Here is an 18,617-nt window from a genome sequence, read left to right on the forward strand (position 1 = left end):
TGCGTTCGGTTTCCGCTCCCGATCCCGCTTTTCCACCCTCACCCGTGAAGCCTTTTCTCCGCCACCAACTCGAACGCTATGCCGCCCGCCTCGGCGAACTCGACTTCCTGCTCTCGCGCGAGGACATCATGGGCGACATGGCGCAGTACCGCACCATCTCGCGCGAACATGCCGAGGTGACGCAGGTGGCCGGCCGCTATGCGCGCTACGTGCAGCGCGAGGCCGACATCGCGGGCGCGAAGGAGATGCTCGACGACCCCGACATGGCCGAGATGGCCGCGCAGGAGATCGCCGAGGGCGAGGCCGAGCTCACGCAGCTGGAAGACGAGCTGCAGCGCCTGCTGCTGCCCAAGGACCCCGACGACGCGCGCAATGCCTTCCTCGAAATCCGCGCCGGCACCGGCGGCGACGAATCGGCGCTGTTCGCGGGCGACCTGCTGCGCATGTACACGCGCTATTGCGAGCGCGCCGGCTGGCGTTGCGAGACCGTGAGCGAAAACGAGAGCGAGCTCGGCGGCTACAAGGAAGTGGTGGTGCGCATCTCGGGCGACGAGGTGTTCGGCAACCTGCGCTTCGAATCGGGCGGCCACCGCGTGCAGCGCGTGCCGGCCACCGAGACGCAGGGCCGCATCCACACCAGCGCCTGCACGGTGGCGGTGCTGGCCGAGCCCGACGAGGCGCAGGCGGTGCAGATCAATCCGGCCGACCTGCGCATCGACACCTACCGCGCCAGCGGCGCCGGCGGCCAGCACATCAACAAGACCGATTCGGCGGTGCGCATCACGCACATCCCGACCGGCATCGTGGCCGAGTGCCAGGACGACCGCAGCCAGCACCGCAACAAGGCCAAGGCGCTGCAGGTGCTGTCGGCGCGGATCCAGGAGAAGGAGCGCAGCGAACGCGCCGCCAAGGACGCCGCGCTGCGCAAGGGCCTGATCGGCAGCGGCGACCGCTCCGACCGCATCCGCACCTACAACTTCCCCCAGGGCCGGCTCACCGACCACCGGATCAACCTCACGCTCTACAAGCTGCTCGCGATCATGGAAGGCGACCTCGGCGACGTGCTCGAGGCGCTGCGCGCGGCGCGCGCGGCCGAGCAGCTGGCCGAGCTCGAGTCGAGCCTGCCCTCATGAGCACCGAGCCGCTCGCGCCTTCTACCGTGACCCAGGCGCTGGCCGCGGCCGCGCGGCTGGGCGTCGACCGGCTCGATGCCCAGTTGCTGCTGCTGCATGCGCTGGGCCGGCCGCCGCACGACCGCGCCTGGCTGCTCGCGCACGACACCGACGCGCTGCCCGAGCCGCTGTGGACCGAACTGTCGGCGCGGCTGCTGCGCCGCCTCGCGGGCGAGCCGGTGGCCTACCTGCTGGGCGAGAAGGAATTCCACGGCCTCGATCTTCGCGTCGACCCGCGCGTGCTGGTGCCGCGGCCCGACACCGAGACGCTGGTCGACTGGGCGCTGGAATGCCTCGAAGGCCAGGCCGCGCCGCGCGTGCTTGACCTGGGCACCGGCAGCGGCGCGATCGCGCTGGCGCTGCAGCATGCACGGCCCGACGCACGGGTCGATGCCGTGGATGCCAGTGCCGACGCGCTCGCGGTGGCCCGCGCCAATGCCGAGCGCCTGAAGCTGCCGGTGCGCTTCGCCCAGGCCGACTGGCTGGCGGGCGCGGCCCCGGGTTACGCGCTGATCGCCAGCAACCCGCCCTACATCGCCGCCGGCGACCCGCACCTGCCGGCGCTGCAGCACGAGCCCCTCTCGGCGCTGGTGGCCGGCGCCGACGGGCTCGACGACATCCGCCGCATCGTGGCCGACGCGCCCGCGCACCTGGCCGAAGGCGGCTGGCTGCTGCTGGAGCACGGCCACGACCAGGCTCCCGCCGTGCGGCAGCTGCTGGCCGCCCACGGCTTCGCCGAGGTGCAAAGCCGCGACGACCTGGCAGGCATCGCGCGCTGCTCGGGCGGAATCCGGCGCACGGTGAAATAATCCCTCCAGCCTACTTTTCAGGAGCCCCCATGTCCGACGCCCAGCAACGCATCGACGACCTCGTCAAATCCAACGAACTCGTGCTCTTCATGAAGGGCAACGCCAGCTTCCCCATGTGCGGCTTCTCGGGCCGCGCGATCCAGATCCTCAAGGCCGTGGGCGTCGACACCAAGTCGCTCAAGACCGTCAACGTCCTCGAGGACGACGGCATCCGCCAGGGCATCAAGGACTACAGCAACTGGCCCACCATCCCCCAGCTCTACGTCAAAGGCGAATTCGTCGGCGGCTCGGACATCATGATGGAGATGTACGAATCGGGCGAACTGCAGAAGGTGCTGGCCGGCGACGCTGCCTGACCCGGGCCCGGCGATGAGCCACGGCCACGATCATCACGACCACGGGCATCCGCACGACGAGGCTGCGGCCCCGGCGTGGAAGCACGACGGCGTGCGGGTGATCGCGGCCAACCAGCTCGACGCCAACACCGCCCAGACGCCCGGCATGAACCGGGCCGCGGCGATCAATTTCGCGCGCGTCGGCGCGCAGAAGCTCTGGGCCGGCACGGTCACCATCCATGCCGACGCCAAGACCGGCGCCCACCACCACGGCCACCTCGAATCGGTGATCTATGTCGTGCGTGGCCGCGCCCGCATGCGCTGGGGCGAGCAGCTCGAGTTCACGGCCGAGGCCGGACCGGGCGACTTCATCTACGTGCCGCCCTACGTGCCGCACCAGGAAATCAACGCCAGCCCGACCGAAGCGCTCGAGTGCGTGCTGTGCCGCAGCGACGGCGAGGCCGTCGCGGTGAACCTCGACATCGAACCGGTCGAGAAGCCCGAGTCGGTGCTGTGGGTCGACCCGACCCACCCGCACGGCGGGGTCTGAGCACCCATTCGTCCGCGGGCCGCGCCCGTGGCGGGCGCCCGCTGCGCCATGGCACCATCGGGGTCTGCTGGTGAACACCATGACCCTGACCCAAAGCCTGCTCGTCATTGCGCTCCTGATCGCGCTGAGCGCCTTCTTCTCCCTCGCCGAGATCGCGCTGGCCGCCTCGCGCCGGCTGCGCCTGCGCCAGATGGCCGACGACGGCGACGCGCGCGCCGACCTCGTGCTGCGCATCCAGGAGCAGCCCGGCTACTACTTCACCGTGGTGCAGATCGGCCTCAACGCGGTCGCGATCCTCGGCGGCGTGGTCGGCGAAGGCGCGCTGAGCCCCTACTTCGCGCGCCTGTTCACCGGCTGGCTCGGCCCCGAGGGCGCGCAGAGCGCGGGCTTCCTGTGCTCCTTCGTGACCATCATCGCGGTGTTCCTGGTGTTCGCCGACCTGTTCCCGAAGCGGCTGGGCATGAACGACCCCGAGCGCCTCGCGGTGCGCATCGCCAAGCCGATGCAGCTGCTGATCACCACCTTCAAGCCGCTGGTGTGGTTGTTCACCGCCTGCACCGACCTGCTGTTCAAGCTGCTGGGCATGCCGATCGCGCGCGACGACAAGATCACCTCGGCCGACATCCTCGCGATGACCGAGGCCGGCGCGCGCGCCGGCGTGCTCGCGGTGCGCGAGCAGCAGGTGATCGCCAACGTGTTCGAGCTCGAGACGCGGCTCGTGAGCAGCGTGATGACCGCGCGCGATAGCATCGCCTGGTTCCTGCACGACGACCCCGAGTCGGTGCTGCGCGCGCGCATCGTTGCCGAGCCCTTCTCGGCCTATCCGGTGTGCGACGGCGACATCGACCACGTGCTGGGCTATGTCGATGCCAAGGACATGTTCCAGCGCGTGCTCAGCGGCCAGCCGCTGGCCTTCGATCAGGGGCTGCCGCTGCACAAGGCGCTGGTGATTCCCGACCGGCTGTCGCTGACCGAGGTGCTCGAGCAGTTCCAGCAGGCGCATGAAGACTTCGCGATCATCGTCAACGAGTACAGCCTGGTGGTGGGCGTGATCACGCTCAACGACGTGATGAGCACGGTGATGGGGGACCTGGTGTCCATGCCCGACGAGGAGCAGATCGTGCGCCGCGACGAGAACTCCTGGCTGATCGACGGCATCACGCCGATCCAGGACGTGCAGCGTGCGCTGCAGATCGACGAGCTGCCGCATGCCGACGAGTACGAGACGCTCGCGGGCTTCCTGATGGTGATGCTGCGCCGCGTGCCCAAGCGCACCGACAGCGTGAGCTGGGCGGGCTATACCTTCGAGGTGATGGACGTCGACAGCTACCGCATCGACCAGGTGATGGTCACCAAAACCTGATCGCCCGTACCCGGGTCAGGCCGCGGAACGGGCCTTGTCCTGTTCCTTGCGCTCGATCTCGCGGTCGGCCCAGGCCCACAGCCGCTGGTTCGAGAACACCGCGTTCGGATACGGCGCCTTGCCGCGGCTGCCGTTGTAGCGGCCCAGCGTCAGGAACAGGTCGCCGCTCTCGCGGTCGAGGTAGTGGCGCAGGATCACGCAGCCGAAGCGCAGGTTGGTCTGCATGTGGAACAGCTTGGCCGGGTCGCTGTCGCCGATCACGCGGGTCCAGAACGGCATGACCTGCATGTAGCCGCGCGCGCCCGCGCTCGACACGGCGAACTTGCGGAAATTGCTCTCGACCTGGATCAGCCCGAGCACCAGGCTCACCTCGAGCCCCGAGCGCTTGGCCTCGTACCAGACGGTCTGCAGGAATTCGATGCGCGAGGGCGCGTCGGCGATCTTCTTCTTGAGCCGTTCGCTCATCTCGCCGAGCCAGCGCAGGTAGGTCAGCCGGGCCTCGGTGTTCGCGAACTGCGGCACCGGCGGTGCCTTGTTGTGGATGGCCGAGCTCAGCGCGGTGCGCACCGAGTCGATCAGCGGCTCCTCGATCTGCGCGCCGGCCAGTGCGGGGCGCGGCAGCGACAGCGCCGCGAGGGCGCCCGCCGCGGCGCTCAGACAGCGGCGTCGCGAGAAGCCGCCCGTCAGGCTCATGCCGCGAGCTTGCCCGCGATGAAGTCCGCGATGCCGGCGGCCGGCACCTTGGTCGCGGCGGTGTCGCGGCGATGCTGGTATTCGAGCTGGCCTTCCTTGAGGCCGCGGTCGGAGATCACCACGCGGTGCGGCACGCCGATCAGTTCCCAGTCGGCGAACATCGCGCCCGGGCGCTCGCCGCGGTCGTCGAGCAGCACGTCGACGCCCTTGGCGAGCAGCTCCTCGTAGAGCGCCTCGGCCGCGGTCTTGACCTCGGCGCTGCGGTCCATGCCGATCGGGCACACCACCACGGTGAACGGCGCGATCGCGTCGGGCCAGATGATCCCGCGCTCGTCGTGGTTCTGTTCGATGGCGGCAGCCGGCAGGCGCGTGACGCCGATGCCGTAGCAACCCATCTCGAGGAACTGCGGCTTGCCGGCCTCGTCGAGGAAGGTTGCGTTCATGGACTTGCTGTACTTGGTGCCCAGCACGAAGACGTGGCCCACCTCGATGCCGCGCTCGATCGCCAGCACGCCCTTGCCGTCGGGAGAGGCATCGCCCGCGACCACGTTGCGCAGGTCGGCCACCAGCTCGGGTTCGGGCAGGTCGCGGCCCCAGTTGACGCCGGTCATGTGGAAGTCGACCTCGTTGGCGCCCGTGATCCAGTCGGCCATCAGCGCGACTTCGCGGTCGGCCACCAGCTTCACCGGCTGCTTGAGGTTGAGCGGGCCGAGGTAGCCCGGCTTGCAGCCGAAGTGCGCATCGATCTCGGCGAGGGTCGCGAAGCGGAAGCCCTTGTCGAGGCCGGGCAGCTTGCCGACCTTGATCTCGTTCATCTCGTGGTCGCCGCGCAGCAGCAGCAGCCAGACCTGCGAGCCCTTGATGTTGCCGGCCTCGTCGAGGATGTCCGTGGCCAGCACCAGCGACTTCACGGTGGTGGCGAGCGGCACGCCGAGCAGCACGGCGACGTCCTCGCAAGTGCTCTTGCCGGGCGTGGGCGTCTTCTCGAGCGCGTTGGCAGCGGCGGGACGCGGGCCGGCCGGGGCCAACGCCTCGGCCTTCTCCATGTTGGCCGCGTAGTCGCTGTCGGGGCAGTAGACGATCGCGTCCTCGCCGGTGGCGGCGATGACCTGGAATTCCTCGCTGAGGTCGCCGCCGATGGCGCCGCTGTCGGCCGCCACGGCGCGATAGCGCAGGCCGAAGCGGTCGAAGATGTTGCGGTAGGCCTGCGCCATCGCCTGGTAGCTGGCCTTGGCCGCGTCGAGATCGCGGTCGAAGCTGTAGGCGTCCTTCATGATGAACTCGCGCCCGCGCATCAGGCCGAAGCGCGGACGGCGCTCGTCGCGGAACTTGGTCTGGATCTGGTAGAAGTTCTTCGGCAGCTGCTTGTAGCTGCGGATCTCCTGGCGCGCGATGTCGGTCACCACCTCTTCGCTGGTGGGCTGCACCACGAAGTCGCGGTCATGGCGGTCCTTGATGCGCAGCAGCTCGGGGCCCATCTTGTCGAAGCGGCCCGACTCCTGCCAGAGCTCGGCGGGCTGCACCACCGGCATCGTCATCTCGACCGCGCCGGCGCGGTTCATCTCCTCGCGCACGATCGCCTCGACCTTGCGGATCACGCGCAGGCCCATGGGCATGTACGTGTAGATGCCGGTGCCGACCTTCTTGATCATGCCCGCGCGCATCATGAGACGGTGGCTCGCCACCTCGGCATCGGCCGGCGCTTCCTTGAGGGTGGAGACGAAGAAACGGGATGCTTTCATCGGAAATGCGGTGCTGGTTCGGAGTGAAACGAGACGGACGACGGCCCCCGTAGAGACCCTGAGAGTCCGGAACCGGTCGCTTGCCGAGTGCAACCCGGCATGCATAATCGACTCAGTTCAAAAATTGGGGTTTGATTATGCTCGACCGGGACGGCTTCAGGCCCAACGTCGGCATCATCCTGCTCAACCAGAAAAACCAGGTTTTTTGGGGCAAACGCATCCGCACGCATTCCTGGCAGTTTCCGCAAGGCGGCATCGACCGCGGCGAAAGTCCCGAGCAAGCCATGTTCCGGGAATTGCATGAGGAAGTGGGTCTCCATCCGGAGCACGTGCGTATCGTGGCCCGTACCCGCGACTGGTTGCGCTACGAGGTGCCGGATCGGTTCATCCGACGAGACGCACGAGGTCACTACAAGGGCCAGAAACAAATCTGGTATCTGCTGCAACTGGTCGGCCACGACTGGGATCTGAACCTGCGTGCCACGGATCATCCCGAATTCGACGCCTGGCGCTGGCACGACTACTGGGTGCCGCTCGACGTCGTCGTCGAATTCAAACGGGGCGTCTACGAGATGGCGCTCACCGAGCTTGCTCGCTACCTGCCACGGCAGGATTTCCGCAACCGCTTCCTGCGCAGCAATGTGCGCGCCCGAGAGTTCGAGCGCCATCCTTCCGCGGGCGGCCACGACGCCAACTTCGAACTGCCTCCGGGCGCGAGCTTCGACCCGGATCCCAATGCCAAACCTGCGACCGACACTTCCGACGGCCCCGTCTTCCCGTCCGCATCCGCTGCGCAACCTCCCACGCCGCGTTAGCCCGGCACTCGTTCTCGCCGGCGCCCTGCTGCTGGCGGCCTGCGGCTCGGGCCAGCACAACACCGACAACCCCGACTGGGCACAGGGCGGCATGCCGCCGCCGCCCAAGACGACGCAGTCGGATGGCGAATGGCAGGAATCGGCCGCTCCGCCGCCGCCGGCCTTCGATCAGAACCGCCTGGTGCCGATCGAGATGCCGCCCTACATGACGCTGAAGTTCGGCATCGATCCGAAGACCATCACGATCACGCCCGACGGCGTCGTGCGCTACGTGGTGGTGGCGAGCAGCAAGTCGGGTGGCACGGTCAACGCCTTCTACGACGGCGTGCGCTGCAAGACCGGCGAGATGAAGAGCTACGCGCGCTACAGCGGCAATGCCTGGGAGCTGGCCAAGGCGCCCGAGTGGAAGCGCATCACCGACCTCAACTCGCGCTACACCTGGGCCATCGCGACCCAGGGCCTGTGCCGCGACAGCGCGCCGCGCTCGACGGCCAGCGAGATCGTCCAGTACATCCGCAATCCGGTGCGCGAAGTGCAGTGAGCGGCACGCCGGCACCATGAGAAAAGGCCCCGATCGGGGCCTTCTTCTTTGGTGCGGGGCCGAGGCCAGCCTCAGCTTGGCATCAACACCATGTTGTCCCGGTGCACCATCTCCGGCTCGGCCGCGTAGCCCAGCAGTCGCTCGAACTCGGCCGAGGGCTTGCGGCACAGCAACCGCGCCTCGACGCTCGAGTAGTTGGCGAGGCCACGCGCCAGCTCGATGCCCTCGGCATCGCGCACCGCGATCACGTCGCCGCGCGAGAACTCGCCCGACACGCTCGTCATGCCGATCGGCAGCAGGCTCTTGCCCTCGGCGCGCACCTTGGCGGCCGCGCCGGCATCGACGATCACGGCGCCACGCAGCTGCAGATGGTCGGCCATCCAGCGCTTGCGCGCCTGGTGCTTCGCGGTCTGCGCCACCAGCAGCGTGCCGATCGCCTCGCCGTGCGACAGGCGCAGCAGCGCGTCGTTCTCGCGGCCCCAGGCGATCACGGTGGAAGCGCCCGAACCGGCCGCGCGCTTGGCCGCGAGGATCTTGGTGATCATCCCGCCCTTGCCGATGCTCGAGCCCGCGCCGCCGGCCATGGCCTCGAGCGCCGGGTCGCCCGCGGCGGCCTCGTGGATGAACTTCGCGTCGGGGTCCTTGCGCGGATCGGCCGAATAGAGGCCGCGCTGGTCGGTGAGGATCACCAGCGCATCGGCCTCGACGAGGTTCGCGACCAGCGCGCCGAGCGTGTCGTTGTCGCCGAACTTGATCTCGTCGTTGACCACGGTGTCGTTCTCGTTGATGACCGGCACCACGCCCAGGCGCAGCAGCGTCACCAGCGTCGAACGGGCATTGAGGTAGCGCTCGCGGTCGGCGAGATCGGCGTGCGTGAGCAGCACCTGCGCGCTGCCGATGCGGTTCTCGCGCAGCTTGGTCTCGTACATCTGGGCCAGACCCATCTGGCCGACGGCCGCGGCGGCCTGGAGCTCGTGCACCTCGTGCGGCCGGGTCTTCCAGCCGAGGCGCTTCATGCCTTCGGCGATAGCGCCGCTCGAGACCATCACCACCTCGCGCCCGTCGCGCACCAGCGCGGCCAGCTGCCGGCACCACTCGCCGATGGCGCCCTCGTCGAGGCCGCGGCCCTCGTTCGTCACGAGGCTCGAGCCCACCTTGACGACGATGCGGCGGGCGTCCCGCAGGGCTGTGGATCCGGTATTCGAGGTCATGGAAGGCTGTGGCTGGCGTGAAGACTGACGATTATGCTATTCAATCAATAGCATTGCAGGACCGGACCGAAGGCCCGCTCAAGGCTTTTCGGGCGGCAGTTCGACGAAGCGCGGATCGATCTCGGCCGGCGGCTGCTCGGCGACCTGCTGGGCCTTCACCTGGCGATAGATCGCGTGCACGAGCGGTTCGCAACCTTCGCGCGTGAGCGCGGAGATCTCGAACACCGGGCCCTTGAAGCGCAGGCGCTTCACGAAGTCCTTCACGCGCGCGGCGCGCTCTTCCTCGGGAATCATGTCCAGCTTGTTGAGCACCAGCCAGCGCGGCTTCTCGTAGAGCTGTGCGTCGTACTTCTTGAGCTCGCCGACGATCGCCTTGGCCTGCGCGACCGGGTCGACGCCTTCGTCGAAAGGCGCGAGGTCGACCACGTGCAGCAGCAGCCGGGTGCGCTGCAGGTGGCGCAGGAACAGGTGGCCGAGACCGGCGCCCTCGGAGGCGCCCTCGATCAGGCCGGGCAGGTCGGCGACCACGAAGCTCTGTTCGGGACCGACGCGCACGACGCCGAGGTTCGGGTGCAGCGTGGTGAACGGGTAATCGGCGATGCGCGGGCGTGCGTTCGAGATCGCGCTGATCAAGGTCGACTTGCCGGCGTTCGGCATGCCCAGCAGGCCCACGTCGGCCAGCACCTTGAGCTCGAGCTTGAGGCTCTTGCGCTCGCCGGGCCAGCCGGGCGTCTTCTGGCGCGGGGCGCGGTTGATGGCGCTCTTGAATCGCAGGTTGCCGAAGCCGCCGTCGCCGCCCTTGGCGATGGTGATGACCTCGCCGGGCGTGAGCAGTTCGTAGAGCACCTCGCCGGTTTCGGCGTCGGTGATGATTGTGCCGACCGGCATCTTCAGCGTGATGTCGTCGCCCGCGGCGCCGAACATGTCGGAGCCCATGCCGTGCTCGCCGCGCTTGGCCTCATGCCGACGCGAGTAGCGGAAATCCACCAGCGTGTTGAGGTTCGAGTCGGCCACGGCGAACACATGACCGCCGCGCCCGCCGTCGCCCCCGTTGGGACCGCCGAATTCCTTGTACTTCTCATGGCGGAACGACACGCAGCCGTTGCCGCCATCGCCGGCGGCGATGTCGATGAAGGCTTCGTCGACGAACTTCATGGGATGTCCAGTTTACAAATGAAGAAGCCCCGGCAAAGCGGGGCTCCGAAACAGTCGAAGTGGCTGGAGGCTCAGGCCGCCGGCGTCACATTGACCATGTGCTTGTTGAGCGCACCCTTGAAGCCGAACGACACGTGGCCGTCGACGAGGGCGAACAGCGTGTGGTCCTTGCCCACGCCGACGTTCACGCCGGGGTGGAACTGGGTACCGCGCTGGCGCACGATGATCGAGCCGGCGCTGATCAGTTGGCCGCCGAAGGCCTTCACGCCGAGCATCTTGGGCTTGGAATCGCGCCCGTTTCGCGTGGAGCCGCCGCCTTTTTTCTGTGCCATGGAGTCTGCTCCTTAACCGGCGATCGCGCCGATTTGCAGCTCGGTGAACTGCTGGCGATGGCCTTGACGTTTCTGATAGTGCTTGCGACGGCGCATCTTGAAGATGCGAACCTTGTCGTGCTTGCCGTGCGACAGCACCGTGACCGTCACCGTTGCACCGGACACCAGGGGCGTGCCAACCTTGATTTCAGCGCCGTTTCCGACGGCCAGAACCTGGTCGATCACGATTTCCTGGCCAACGTCCGCAGCAATCTGTTCTACTTTGATTTTCTCGCCGGAAGCAACGCGATACTGCTTGCCACCGGTTTTTATGACCGCGTACATGTGAACCTCTTGAGGATGGAGTCTCCGCGGCGAATTCCGCAGAGCCCAAGACTATAGCACGGTTTGCGCATGCTCACATGCCCGGGCACCCGGCCGAGGCTGGTGGCCGCTTCCCGCTCCCTATAATCGGCGCCTTCCGGCGTCCGCGCCATCTTCTGTATTCAGCAGCGCCCAGCGCCCACGCTTTGTCAGTTCCCGCCGCCGACACCTCCCCCACCGCCGCAGTCCTCGGCCTGATCGCCGGTGACATGGTCGAAGTCGACCGCGTGATCTCCAACCGCCTCGACACCGGGGTGCCGCTGGTCAGCCAGGTCTCGAAGTACATCATCTCCGCGGGCGGCAAGCGCCTGCGGCCGGCCCTGCTGCTGCTGATGGCCGGCGCGCTCGGCTACACCGGCGAGCAGCGCTTCAATCTCGCGGCCGTGGTGGAGTTCATCCACACCGCGACCCTGCTGCACGACGACGTGGTCGACGAGTCGACGCTGCGCCGCGGGCGCCCGACCGCCAACGAATCCTTCGGCAATCCGGCCAGCGTGCTGGTCGGCGACTTCCTCTATTCGCGCGCCTTCCAGATGATGTTGGATGCCAACAACATGCGCGTGATGCAGATCCTGGCCGAGGCGACCAACGTGATCGCCGAAGGCGAGGTGCTGCAGTTGATGAACATGCACGACGCCTCGCTCGACGAGTCGGCCTACCTGCGCGTCATCCGCTCCAAGACCGCCAAGCTGTTCGAAGCCAGCACGCGCCTGGCCGCGGTGCTGGCAGGCGTGACGCCCGAGGTCGAGGAAGCTTGCGCCACCTATGGCCAGGCGCTCGGCACGGCCTTCCAGGTGATCGACGACGTGCTCGACTATGCGGGCGACGCCAGCGAGACCGGCAAGAACCTCGGCGACGACCTGCGTGAAGGCAAGACCACGCTGCCGCTGATCTTCGCGATGCAGCGCGGCACCGCGGAACAAAGCGCACTGGTGCGCGCCGCCATCGAGGCGGGCGACACCGCCCAGCTGGGCAAGATCGTCGAGATCGTGCGCGAGACCGGGGCCCTCGATGCATCGCGCGCAGCCGCCGCGGCGGAGGCTCAGCGTGCTATTTCTGCACTCGACGGCTTCGCGGCCAATTCGCACGCTTCAGGTTTGCTACAATTAGCGGCTCAGCTGCTTGAGCGGCGTGCCTGACACCTCTCACGAGTTGGCCAAGGACGACTGACTTTTCGCACCATCGGGGTGTAGCTTAGCCTGGTAGAGCGCTACGTTCGGGACGTAGAGGCCGGAGGTTCGAATCCTCTCACCCCGACCAGTCTTTTCGAGACTGGCATAAACCATCAAAATGCCATTTTCTGTTGCTGTACAGCGATTTACAGCACAGGAGTGTTCAGCGATGATCGTGAAGCAATTTCTCACATCTCTTGCATTCGCTGATGGCTGCAGCCGAACTTCCCGTTAAAGAAAACCCGCAAGTCGCCTTGCCAGGGCTGGCACGCGCGCTGGTTTCGGCGGGCAAGCTGCCGGTGAAGACGGCGGAGGATCTTTATCAGAAGTCGTTGAGCAGCCGCTCGAGCTTCATCGCCGAGCTCACGGGCACCGGCGCCGTCTCGGCCTCCGACCTCGCTCACACGCTGTCGAATGCGTTCGGCGCCCCGCTGCTCGACCTCGACGCCATCGACCACCAGCGCCTGCCGAAGGACCTGCTAGATCCCAAGCTCTGCCAGGCCTATCGCATCGTCGTCCTCAGCAAGCGCAACAACCGCCTGATCGTCGCCACGGCCGATCCGTCCGACCAGCAGGCCGCCGAGAAGATCAAGTTCGCCTCCCAGATGGGCGTGGACTGGGTCATCGCCGAGTACGACAAGCTCTCGCGCATGGTCGAGGCCGCCGCCGCGAGCGCGGCCGAAACCATCAACAGCATCGTCGGCACGGAGTTCGAGTTCGACGACGTCAGCGCCGACACCGCGGGCGACGCCAATGAGCAGGCGATCGCCGAGGTCGAGGACGCGCCGGTCGTGCGCTTCCTGCACAAGATGCTGCTCGACGCGGTCAGCATGCGCGCCTCGGACATCCACTTCGAGCCCTACGAGCACCACTACCGCGTGCGCTTCCGGGTCGACGGCGAACTGCGCGAGGTCGCGAGCCCGCCCACGGTGATCAAGGACAAGCTGGCGTCGCGCATCAAGGTCATCTCGCGGCTCGACATCTCCGAGAAGCGCGTGCCCCAGGACGGGCGCATGAAGCTCAAGATCGGTCCCGACCGGGTGATCGACTTCCGCGTGAGCACACTGCCCACGCTGTTCGGCGAGAAGATCGTGGTCCGGATTCTCGACCCCAGCAGCGCGCGCATGGGCATCGATGCGCTGGGCTACGACGCCGACGAGAAGGAACGCCTGCTGCACGCCATCAGCCGCCCCTATGGCATGGTGCTCGTGACCGGACCGACCGGTTCGGGCAAGACGGTGTCGCTCTACACCTGCCTCAACCTGCTGAACCAGCCGGGCGTGAACATCGCGACCGCCGAGGACCCGTCGGAAATCAACCTGCCGGGCGTCAACCAGGTCAATGTGAACGAGAAGGCCGGCCTGACCTTCGCGGCCGCGCTGCGGGCCTTCCTGCGGCAGGATCCCGACATCATCATGGTCGGCGAAATCCGCGACCTCGAAACCGCCGACATCTCGATCAAGGCCGCCCAGACCGGCCACCTGGTGCTGTCGACGCTGCACACCAACGACGCCCCCACCACCCTCACGCGGATGCGCAACATGGGCATCGCGCCCTTCAACATCGCATCGAGCGTGATCCTGATCACCGCCCAGCGGCTCGCGCGGCGGCTGTGCATGACCTGCCGCACGCCCGCGGACATCCCGCGCGAGGCGCTGATCGAGGCCGGCTTCAAGGAGCACGAGGTCGACGGCAGCTGGAAGCCCTACCGGCCCGTGGGCTGCGCGGCCTGCACCGGCGGCTACAAGGGCCGGGTGGGCATCTACCAGGTGATGCCGATCTCCGAGGCGATCCAGGAGATCATCCTGCGCGACGGCAGCGCGCTCGACATCGCGCAGCAGTCGGAAGCCGAAGGCGTGCGCTCGCTGCGCAAGTCGGGCCTGCGCAAAGTGATGCAGGGCCTCACCTCGCTCGAGGAAGTGGTGGCGGTCACCAACCTATAACGAACACATCGGAAGCGGAGATCGAACCGAATGGCCACAGCAGCATCGACGGCAAACCGGCAGCGGCGCGACGTCAAGGAATTCGTCTTCGAGTGGGAAGGCAAGGATCGCAACGGCAAGCTGGTGCGCGGTGAGCTGCGTGCCGCCGGCGAGAACCAGGTGCAGGCCGCGTTGCGGCGCCAGGGCGTGCTCGCCAGCAAGATCAAGAAGCGCCGCACGCGCTCGGGCAAGAGCATCAAGCCCAAGGACATCGCGATCTTCACGCGCCAGCTCGCCACCATGATGAAGGCCGGCGTGCCGCTTCTGCAGTCCTTCGACATCGTGGGCCGCGGCAACGCCAACCCCAGCGTCGCCAAGTTGCTCAACGACATCCGCAGCGACGTCGAGACCGGCACCTCGCTGTCGTCGGCCTTCCGCAAGTTCCCGAAGTACTTCGACAACCTCTACTGCAACCTGGTCGAGGCCGGCGAAGCGGCCGGTATCCTCGAAGAACTGCTCGACCGCCTGGCCACCTACATGGAGAAGACCGAGGCGATCAAGTCGAAGATCAAGTCGGCGCTGATGTACCCGACCTCGGTGGTCGTGGTGGCCTTCGTGGTGGTGGCGATCATCATGATCTTCGTGATCCCGGCCTTCAAGCAGGTGTTCACCTCCTTCGGCGCCGACCTGCCCGCCCCCACGCTGTTCGTGATGGCGGTCAGCGAGTTCTTCGTGGCCTACTGGTGGCTGATCTTCGGCGTGATCGGTGGCGGCCTCTACTTCTTCTTCCAGGCCTGGAAGCGCAACGAGCGCGTGCAGCGCGTCATGGACCGCCTGCTGCTGCGGATACCGATCTTCGGCGCGCTGATCGAGAAGTCCTGCGTCGCGCGCTGGACGCGCACGCTGGCCACCATGTTCGCCGCAGGCGTGCCGCTGGTCGAAGCGCTCGACTCGGTGGGCGGCGCCTCGGGCAACACCGTGTACGGCGACGCCACGGCCAAGATCCAGCAGGAGGTGTCGACGGGCACCAGCCTCACGAACGCGATGACCAACGTCAACCTGTTCCCCTCGATGGTGATCCAGATGACCGCGATCGGCGAGGAATCGGGCTCCATCGACCACATGCTCGGCAAGGCCGCCGACTTCTACGAGTCCGAGGTCGACGACATGGTCGCCGGCCTCTCGAGCCTGATGGAGCCGATCATCATCGTCTTCCTCGGCGTGATCATCGGCGGCATCGTGGTCTCGATGTACCTGCCCATCTTCAAGCTCGGCCAGGTCGTCTGATGCCGGTGTCGCAGGGATTCGACGCCGCGCTGGCCGGCGTCCTCGGTCTGTTGATCGGCAGCTTCCTCAACGTGGTGATCTACCGCACGCCGGCGATGATGTATCGCGACTGGCTCAACGACGCGGTCGCGAACCTCATGAGTTCGAAGGACATGCCTTCGCTCTGGTCGCTGGTCTTCGGCCCGAAGGCGCAGCCGCCGGCCGGTCTCGAGGCCGCGGCCGACAAGGCCGCGATCGAGCTCGAGAAGCTGCCGCGCTTCGACCTCATGCGGCCCGGCTCGCGCTGCGGCAGCTGCGGCCACGTGATCCGCTGGTACGAGAACATCCCGGTGCTGAGCTACCTCGCGCTGCGCGGCCGCTGCGGCGCCTGCAAGACGCGCATCAGCCCGCGCTATCCGCTGGTCGAACTGGCCACCGCCGCGCTGTTCGCGCTGTGCGGCCACCGCTTCGGCCTCACGCCGGCGGGCGCGCTCTGGGCCGCCTTCGCGGCGCTGCTGGTCTGCCAGTTCCTGATCGACTTCGACACCCAGTTCCTGCCCGACTCGCTCAACTACCTGCTGCTGTGGCTCGGCCTGATCGGCGCGGCCGCGGGCTGGACCGGTACCTCGCTGCAGCTCTCGGTCTGGGGCGCGGTGTTCGGCTACCTCAGCCTCTGGCTGGTCTACCATGGCTACCGACTCGTCACGGGCAAGGAAGGCATGGGCTACGGCGACTTCAAGCTGCTGGCGGCACTGGGCGCATGGCTCGGTGCCGACTACCTGATCGCGATCATCCTGGTCTCGTCGCTCGTGGGCGCCGTGCAGGGCCTGGGCATGCGTTTGGCCGGCAAGCTGGCCCACAAGGACATCCCGATCGCCTTCGGCCCCTTCCTCGCGGGCGCGGGCCTGGTCTGCCTCGTCATCGGCCCGGGCGCAGTCAAGCAATGGGCGCCCTTCGCCTTCCCGCTCGGCCCCTGGCTGCACTGAAGGCCAAGCCCCTCCCATGATCCGGCGCATCGGCCTCACCGGCGGCATCGGCAGCGGCAAGAGCACCGTCGCGGGCCTGCTGGTCGCCGAGGGCGCCGTGCTGGTCGACACCGATGCCATCGCGCGCCGCATCGCCGAACCCGGCGGCATCGCGATGCCGGCGCTCGAGGCGCGCTTCGGCGCCGCGGTGCTGCGGCCGGACGGCGGCCTCGACCGCGCCCGCATGCGCGAGATCGTGTTCCAGGACGCCGAGGCCAAGCGCGCGCTCGAAGGCATCCTGCATCCCCTGATCGGCGCCGAGACCCGGCGCGAGGCGGCCGACGCCGGTCCCGATGCCACCGTCGTCTTCGATGTCCCGCTGCTGGTCGAATCGGGACGCTGGCGCGCGCTCGTCGAACGCGTGCTGGTGGTCGACGCCACCGAAGCCACCCAGCTGCGGCGCGTCGTCGCGCGCTCGGGCTGGACGCCCGAAGCGGTGCGCTCGGTGATCGCGCAGCAGGCCCCGCGGGCGCTGCGCCGGGCCGCGGCCGACGCGGTCATCGACAACGAAAGCCTGACCCTGGAGGAACTCGCCGCGCAGGTGCGGGGTCTCTGGAAACGGTGGGCCTCGGCCGGCACGCGATAATCGCCGGTTAGCCGCAGCGGCGGCTGCACCACGATTACGACAAAAAGGCGCTCGCTGCAGCGCCTCCTTTCGAGATGCTGTTCAACTCGTATCCCTTCATCTTTGTCTATTTCCCGCTGGTGCTGCTCGGGTTCTTCCTGATCGGCAAACGCAACATCCGGGCCGCGGCCGGGTTTCTTGCGCTGGCCTCGCTGTTCTTCTATGGCTGGTGGAGCGTGCAGGCCCTGCCGCTGCTGCTGGCCTCGATCTGCGTCAACTACTGGTTCGGCCTGCGCCTGACGCCGGCACCGGGGCGCGACGACCGTCGGCGCAAGACCCTGCTGATCACCGCGCTCACGGTCAACCTCGTGGTGCTGGCGGTCTTCAAGTACGCGAACTTCTTCGTCTCGAACGTCAACGACGGCCTGAGCGCCGCGGGCCTCGCGCCGATCCCGCTGCTGCACATCGTGCTGCCGATCGGCATCTCGTTCTACACCTTCACGCAGATCGCCTTCCTGGTCGACTGCTGGCAGGGCAAGGTGCACGAGCGCAGCTTCATCCACTACGTGCTGTTCGTCACCTACTTCCCGCATCTGATCGCGGGCCCGGTGCTGCACCACGCGCAGATGATGCCGCAGTTCGCCAACCCGGCGACCTACCGCGCCGACCCCAACAAGATCGCGCTCGGGCTGGCCATCTTCACCTTCGGCCTGGCCAAGAAGCTGCTGATCGCCGACTCGATGGGCCAGTACGCCGACCTGGTCTTCAACGGCGTGCACAACGGCATCGAGCCCACGCTCTACACGGCTTGGTTCGGCGTGCTCGCCTATACGCTGCAGATCTACTTCGACTTCTCGGGCTACTCCGACATGGCGGTCGGCCTGTCGCTGTGCCTGGGCGTGCAGCTGCCGCTGAACTTCAACTCGCCCTACAAGTCGACCAGCATCATCGAGTTCTGGCGCCGCTGGCACATCTCGCTTTCGACCTTCCTGCGCGACTACCTGTACATCCCGCTGGGCGGCAACCGCAAGGGCCCGAAGCGCCGCCACGTGAACCTGTTCCTCACGATGGTGCTCGGCGGCCTGTGGCACGGCGCGGCCTGGACCTTCGTGATCTGGGGCGCGCTGCATGGCATCTTCCTGATGATCAACCACGTCTGGACCACCACCTTCCGCAAGGGCCCGTCGGGCATCGCCGGCCGCGTCTTCGGCTGGTTCCTGACCTTCCTGTGCGTGATGATCGCCTGGGTGATGTTCCGCGCCGAGAGCCTGCATGCCGCCATGGACATCTATCGCGGCATGCTGGGCCTGCACGGCGCGCCCGACACCGCCTTCCGCGAGTTCCTCGCGGTGCCCTACCGCAAGCCCGAGTTCTTCCAGACCATGCTGGTGGCGATCATCATCTGCCTCGCGCTGCCGCCCACCATCACGCTGCAGCGCTGGGTGCCGCAGGCCGCCGCGCTCGCCGGCCGGCCCCAGCTCAACAAGCTGTTCACGGCCGCGATGGCGCTCTTCACCGTGACGCTGCTCGGCATCTGCATCTCGAAACTGGGCACCTACAGCCCCTTCCTCTATTTCCAGTTCTGA

Annotated in this window: 19 protein-coding genes and 1 tRNA gene; 14 read left to right on the forward strand and 6 right to left on the reverse strand. The window is 67.4% G+C overall.

Annotation, left to right across the window (positions count from 1 at the left end; translation table 11 throughout):
* The first annotated feature begins 44 nt into the window (after positions 1-44).
* The 5 genes from prfA to INQ48_25905 all read left to right on the forward strand — a co-directional run bounded on the left by prfA (position 45) and on the right by INQ48_25905 (position 4,229).
* The gene (gene prfA / locus INQ48_25885) at positions 45-1,133 is read left to right on the forward strand and encodes a peptide chain release factor 1 (GenBank protein QRF56727.1); all 1,089 of its coding nucleotides are present in this window, start codon (positions 45-47) and stop codon (positions 1,131-1,133) included.
* The gene (prmC, locus tag INQ48_25890) at positions 1,130-1,981 is read left to right on the forward strand and encodes a peptide chain release factor N(5)-glutamine methyltransferase (protein QRF56728.1); all 852 of its coding nucleotides are present in this window, start codon (positions 1,130-1,132) and stop codon (positions 1,979-1,981) included. The genes prfA and prmC overlap by 4 nt, the downstream gene beginning before the upstream one ends.
* A gap of 29 nt (positions 1,982-2,010) precedes the next feature.
* On the forward strand, positions 2,011-2,337 hold the full coding sequence (grxD, locus tag INQ48_25895) for a Grx4 family monothiol glutaredoxin (GenBank protein QRF56729.1): 327 nt from the start codon (positions 2,011-2,013) through the stop codon (positions 2,335-2,337).
* Between the two features lie 13 nt (positions 2,338-2,350).
* The gene (locus INQ48_25900; protein QRF56730.1) at positions 2,351-2,866 is read left to right on the forward strand and encodes a cupin domain-containing protein; all 516 of its coding nucleotides are present in this window, start codon (positions 2,351-2,353) and stop codon (positions 2,864-2,866) included.
* 79 nt (positions 2,867-2,945) lie between these two features.
* On the forward strand, positions 2,946-4,229 hold the full coding sequence (locus INQ48_25905; GenBank protein ID QRF56731.1) for an HlyC/CorC family transporter: 1,284 nt from the start codon (positions 2,946-2,948) through the stop codon (positions 4,227-4,229).
* 15 nt (positions 4,230-4,244) lie between these two features.
* Here INQ48_25905 and INQ48_25910 read toward each other — a convergent pair whose 3' ends face one another.
* Positions 4,245-4,922 (reverse strand): lytic transglycosylase domain-containing protein, encoded by a 678-nt coding sequence (locus tag INQ48_25910; GenBank protein ID QRF56732.1) that lies wholly within the window; start codon positions 4,920-4,922, stop codon positions 4,245-4,247.
* Complete coding sequence (locus INQ48_25915) at positions 4,919-6,664, reverse strand: proline--tRNA ligase (protein ID QRF56733.1); 1,746 nt, start codon at positions 6,662-6,664, stop codon at positions 4,919-4,921. Before INQ48_25915 ends, INQ48_25910 begins: the two co-directional genes overlap by 4 nt.
* 137 nt (positions 6,665-6,801) lie before the next feature.
* On the opposite strand from INQ48_25915, the gene INQ48_25920 reads away from it, so the two are divergent.
* The gene (locus INQ48_25920; GenBank protein QRF60901.1) at positions 6,802-7,479 is read left to right on the forward strand and encodes an RNA pyrophosphohydrolase; all 678 of its coding nucleotides are present in this window, start codon (positions 6,802-6,804) and stop codon (positions 7,477-7,479) included.
* Positions 7,400-8,020 carry a hypothetical protein gene (locus INQ48_25925; protein ID QRF56734.1) on the forward strand — a complete coding sequence of 207 codons (621 nt, stop codon included), beginning with the start codon at positions 7,400-7,402 and terminating at the stop codon, positions 8,018-8,020. The genes INQ48_25920 and INQ48_25925 overlap by 80 nt, the downstream gene beginning before the upstream one ends.
* 71 nt (positions 8,021-8,091) lie before the next feature.
* Here INQ48_25925 and INQ48_25930 read toward each other — a convergent pair whose 3' ends face one another.
* The 4 genes from INQ48_25930 to rplU all read right to left on the reverse strand — a co-directional run bounded on the left by INQ48_25930 (position 8,092) and on the right by rplU (position 11,042).
* Positions 8,092-9,231, reverse strand: a complete 1,140-nt coding sequence (locus INQ48_25930; protein QRF56735.1) for a glutamate 5-kinase — start codon at positions 9,229-9,231, stop codon at positions 8,092-8,094.
* A 78-nt stretch (positions 9,232-9,309) separates the two neighbouring features.
* Complete coding sequence (obgE, locus tag INQ48_25935; GenBank protein ID QRF56736.1) at positions 9,310-10,386, reverse strand: GTPase ObgE; 1,077 nt, start codon at positions 10,384-10,386, stop codon at positions 9,310-9,312.
* A gap of 71 nt (positions 10,387-10,457) precedes the next feature.
* Positions 10,458-10,718: a 50S ribosomal protein L27 gene (gene rpmA / locus INQ48_25940; protein QRF56737.1), complete on the reverse strand. Its 261-nt coding sequence runs from the start codon at positions 10,716-10,718 to the stop codon at positions 10,458-10,460.
* Positions 10,719-10,730: 12 nt separating this feature from the next.
* Positions 10,731-11,042 (reverse strand): 50S ribosomal protein L21, encoded by a 312-nt coding sequence (gene rplU / locus INQ48_25945; GenBank protein ID QRF56738.1) that lies wholly within the window; start codon positions 11,040-11,042, stop codon positions 10,731-10,733.
* A gap of 185 nt (positions 11,043-11,227) precedes the next feature.
* Here rplU and INQ48_25950 point away from each other — a divergent pair, with 185 nt between their 5' ends.
* From INQ48_25950 to INQ48_25980, 7 genes are all read left to right on the forward strand, one after another.
* The gene (locus tag INQ48_25950; GenBank protein ID QRF56739.1) at positions 11,228-12,220 is read left to right on the forward strand and encodes a polyprenyl synthetase family protein; all 993 of its coding nucleotides are present in this window, start codon (positions 11,228-11,230) and stop codon (positions 12,218-12,220) included.
* A 44-nt stretch (positions 12,221-12,264) separates the two neighbouring features.
* Positions 12,265-12,341: transfer RNA gene (locus tag INQ48_25955), tRNA-Pro, on the forward strand.
* 121 nt (positions 12,342-12,462) lie between these two features.
* The gene (gene pilB / locus INQ48_25960; GenBank protein QRF56740.1) at positions 12,463-14,196 is read left to right on the forward strand and encodes a type IV-A pilus assembly ATPase PilB; all 1,734 of its coding nucleotides are present in this window, start codon (positions 12,463-12,465) and stop codon (positions 14,194-14,196) included.
* 30 nt (positions 14,197-14,226) lie between these two features.
* A complete protein-coding gene (locus INQ48_25965) occupies positions 14,227-15,462 on the forward strand; it encodes a type II secretion system F family protein (protein QRF56741.1) in 1,236 nt (411 codons plus the stop codon).
* Positions 15,462-16,427 (forward strand): prepilin peptidase, encoded by a 966-nt coding sequence (locus tag INQ48_25970; GenBank protein QRF56742.1) that lies wholly within the window; start codon positions 15,462-15,464, stop codon positions 16,425-16,427. The genes INQ48_25965 and INQ48_25970 overlap by 1 nt, the downstream gene beginning before the upstream one ends.
* A 16-nt stretch (positions 16,428-16,443) precedes the next feature.
* Positions 16,444-17,052, forward strand: coding sequence for a dephospho-CoA kinase (locus tag INQ48_25975; protein QRF56743.1), 609 nt, complete (start codon positions 16,444-16,446; stop codon positions 17,050-17,052).
* 74 nt (positions 17,053-17,126) lie between these two features.
* A complete protein-coding gene (locus tag INQ48_25980; protein ID QRF56744.1) occupies positions 17,127-18,617 on the forward strand; it encodes an MBOAT family protein in 1,491 nt (496 codons plus the stop codon).

It is taken from the genome of Variovorax paradoxus, from assembly GCA_016806145.1.
Classification (GTDB): domain Bacteria; phylum Pseudomonadota; class Gammaproteobacteria; order Burkholderiales; family Burkholderiaceae_C; genus Variovorax.

Coding starts and splice junctions, on each gene's coding strand:
- INQ48_25980 (QRF56744.1), top strand. CDS start 17,127: ATGCTGTTCAACTCGTATCCCTTCATCTTTGTCTATTTCCCGCTGGTG.
- rplU (QRF56738.1), bottom strand. CDS start 11,042: ATGTACGCGGTCATAAAAACCGGTGGCAAGCAGTATCGCGTTGCTTCC.
- INQ48_25915 (QRF56733.1), bottom strand. CDS start 6,664: ATGAAAGCATCCCGTTTCTTCGTCTCCACCCTCAAGGAAGCGCCGGCC.
- grxD (QRF56729.1), top strand. CDS start 2,011: ATGTCCGACGCCCAGCAACGCATCGACGACCTCGTCAAATCCAACGAA.
- obgE (QRF56736.1), bottom strand. CDS start 10,386: ATGAAGTTCGTCGACGAAGCCTTCATCGACATCGCCGCCGGCGATGGC.
- INQ48_25975 (QRF56743.1), top strand. CDS start 16,444: ATGATCCGGCGCATCGGCCTCACCGGCGGCATCGGCAGCGGCAAGAGC.
- INQ48_25970 (QRF56742.1), top strand. CDS start 15,462: ATGCCGGTGTCGCAGGGATTCGACGCCGCGCTGGCCGGCGTCCTCGGT.
- pilB (QRF56740.1), top strand. CDS start 12,463: ATGGCTGCAGCCGAACTTCCCGTTAAAGAAAACCCGCAAGTCGCCTTG.
- prmC (QRF56728.1), top strand. CDS start 1,130: ATGAGCACCGAGCCGCTCGCGCCTTCTACCGTGACCCAGGCGCTGGCC.
- rpmA (QRF56737.1), bottom strand. CDS start 10,718: ATGGCACAGAAAAAAGGCGGCGGCTCCACGCGAAACGGGCGCGATTCC.
- INQ48_25910 (QRF56732.1), bottom strand. CDS start 4,922: ATGAGCCTGACGGGCGGCTTCTCGCGACGCCGCTGTCTGAGCGCCGCG.
- INQ48_25900 (QRF56730.1), top strand. CDS start 2,351: ATGAGCCACGGCCACGATCATCACGACCACGGGCATCCGCACGACGAG.
- INQ48_25965 (QRF56741.1), top strand. CDS start 14,227: ATGGCCACAGCAGCATCGACGGCAAACCGGCAGCGGCGCGACGTCAAG.
- INQ48_25905 (QRF56731.1), top strand. CDS start 2,946: ATGACCCTGACCCAAAGCCTGCTCGTCATTGCGCTCCTGATCGCGCTG.
- INQ48_25925 (QRF56734.1), top strand. CDS start 7,400: ATGCCAAACCTGCGACCGACACTTCCGACGGCCCCGTCTTCCCGTCCG.
- INQ48_25930 (QRF56735.1), bottom strand. CDS start 9,231: ATGACCTCGAATACCGGATCCACAGCCCTGCGGGACGCCCGCCGCATC.
- INQ48_25920 (QRF60901.1), top strand. CDS start 6,802: ATGCTCGACCGGGACGGCTTCAGGCCCAACGTCGGCATCATCCTGCTC.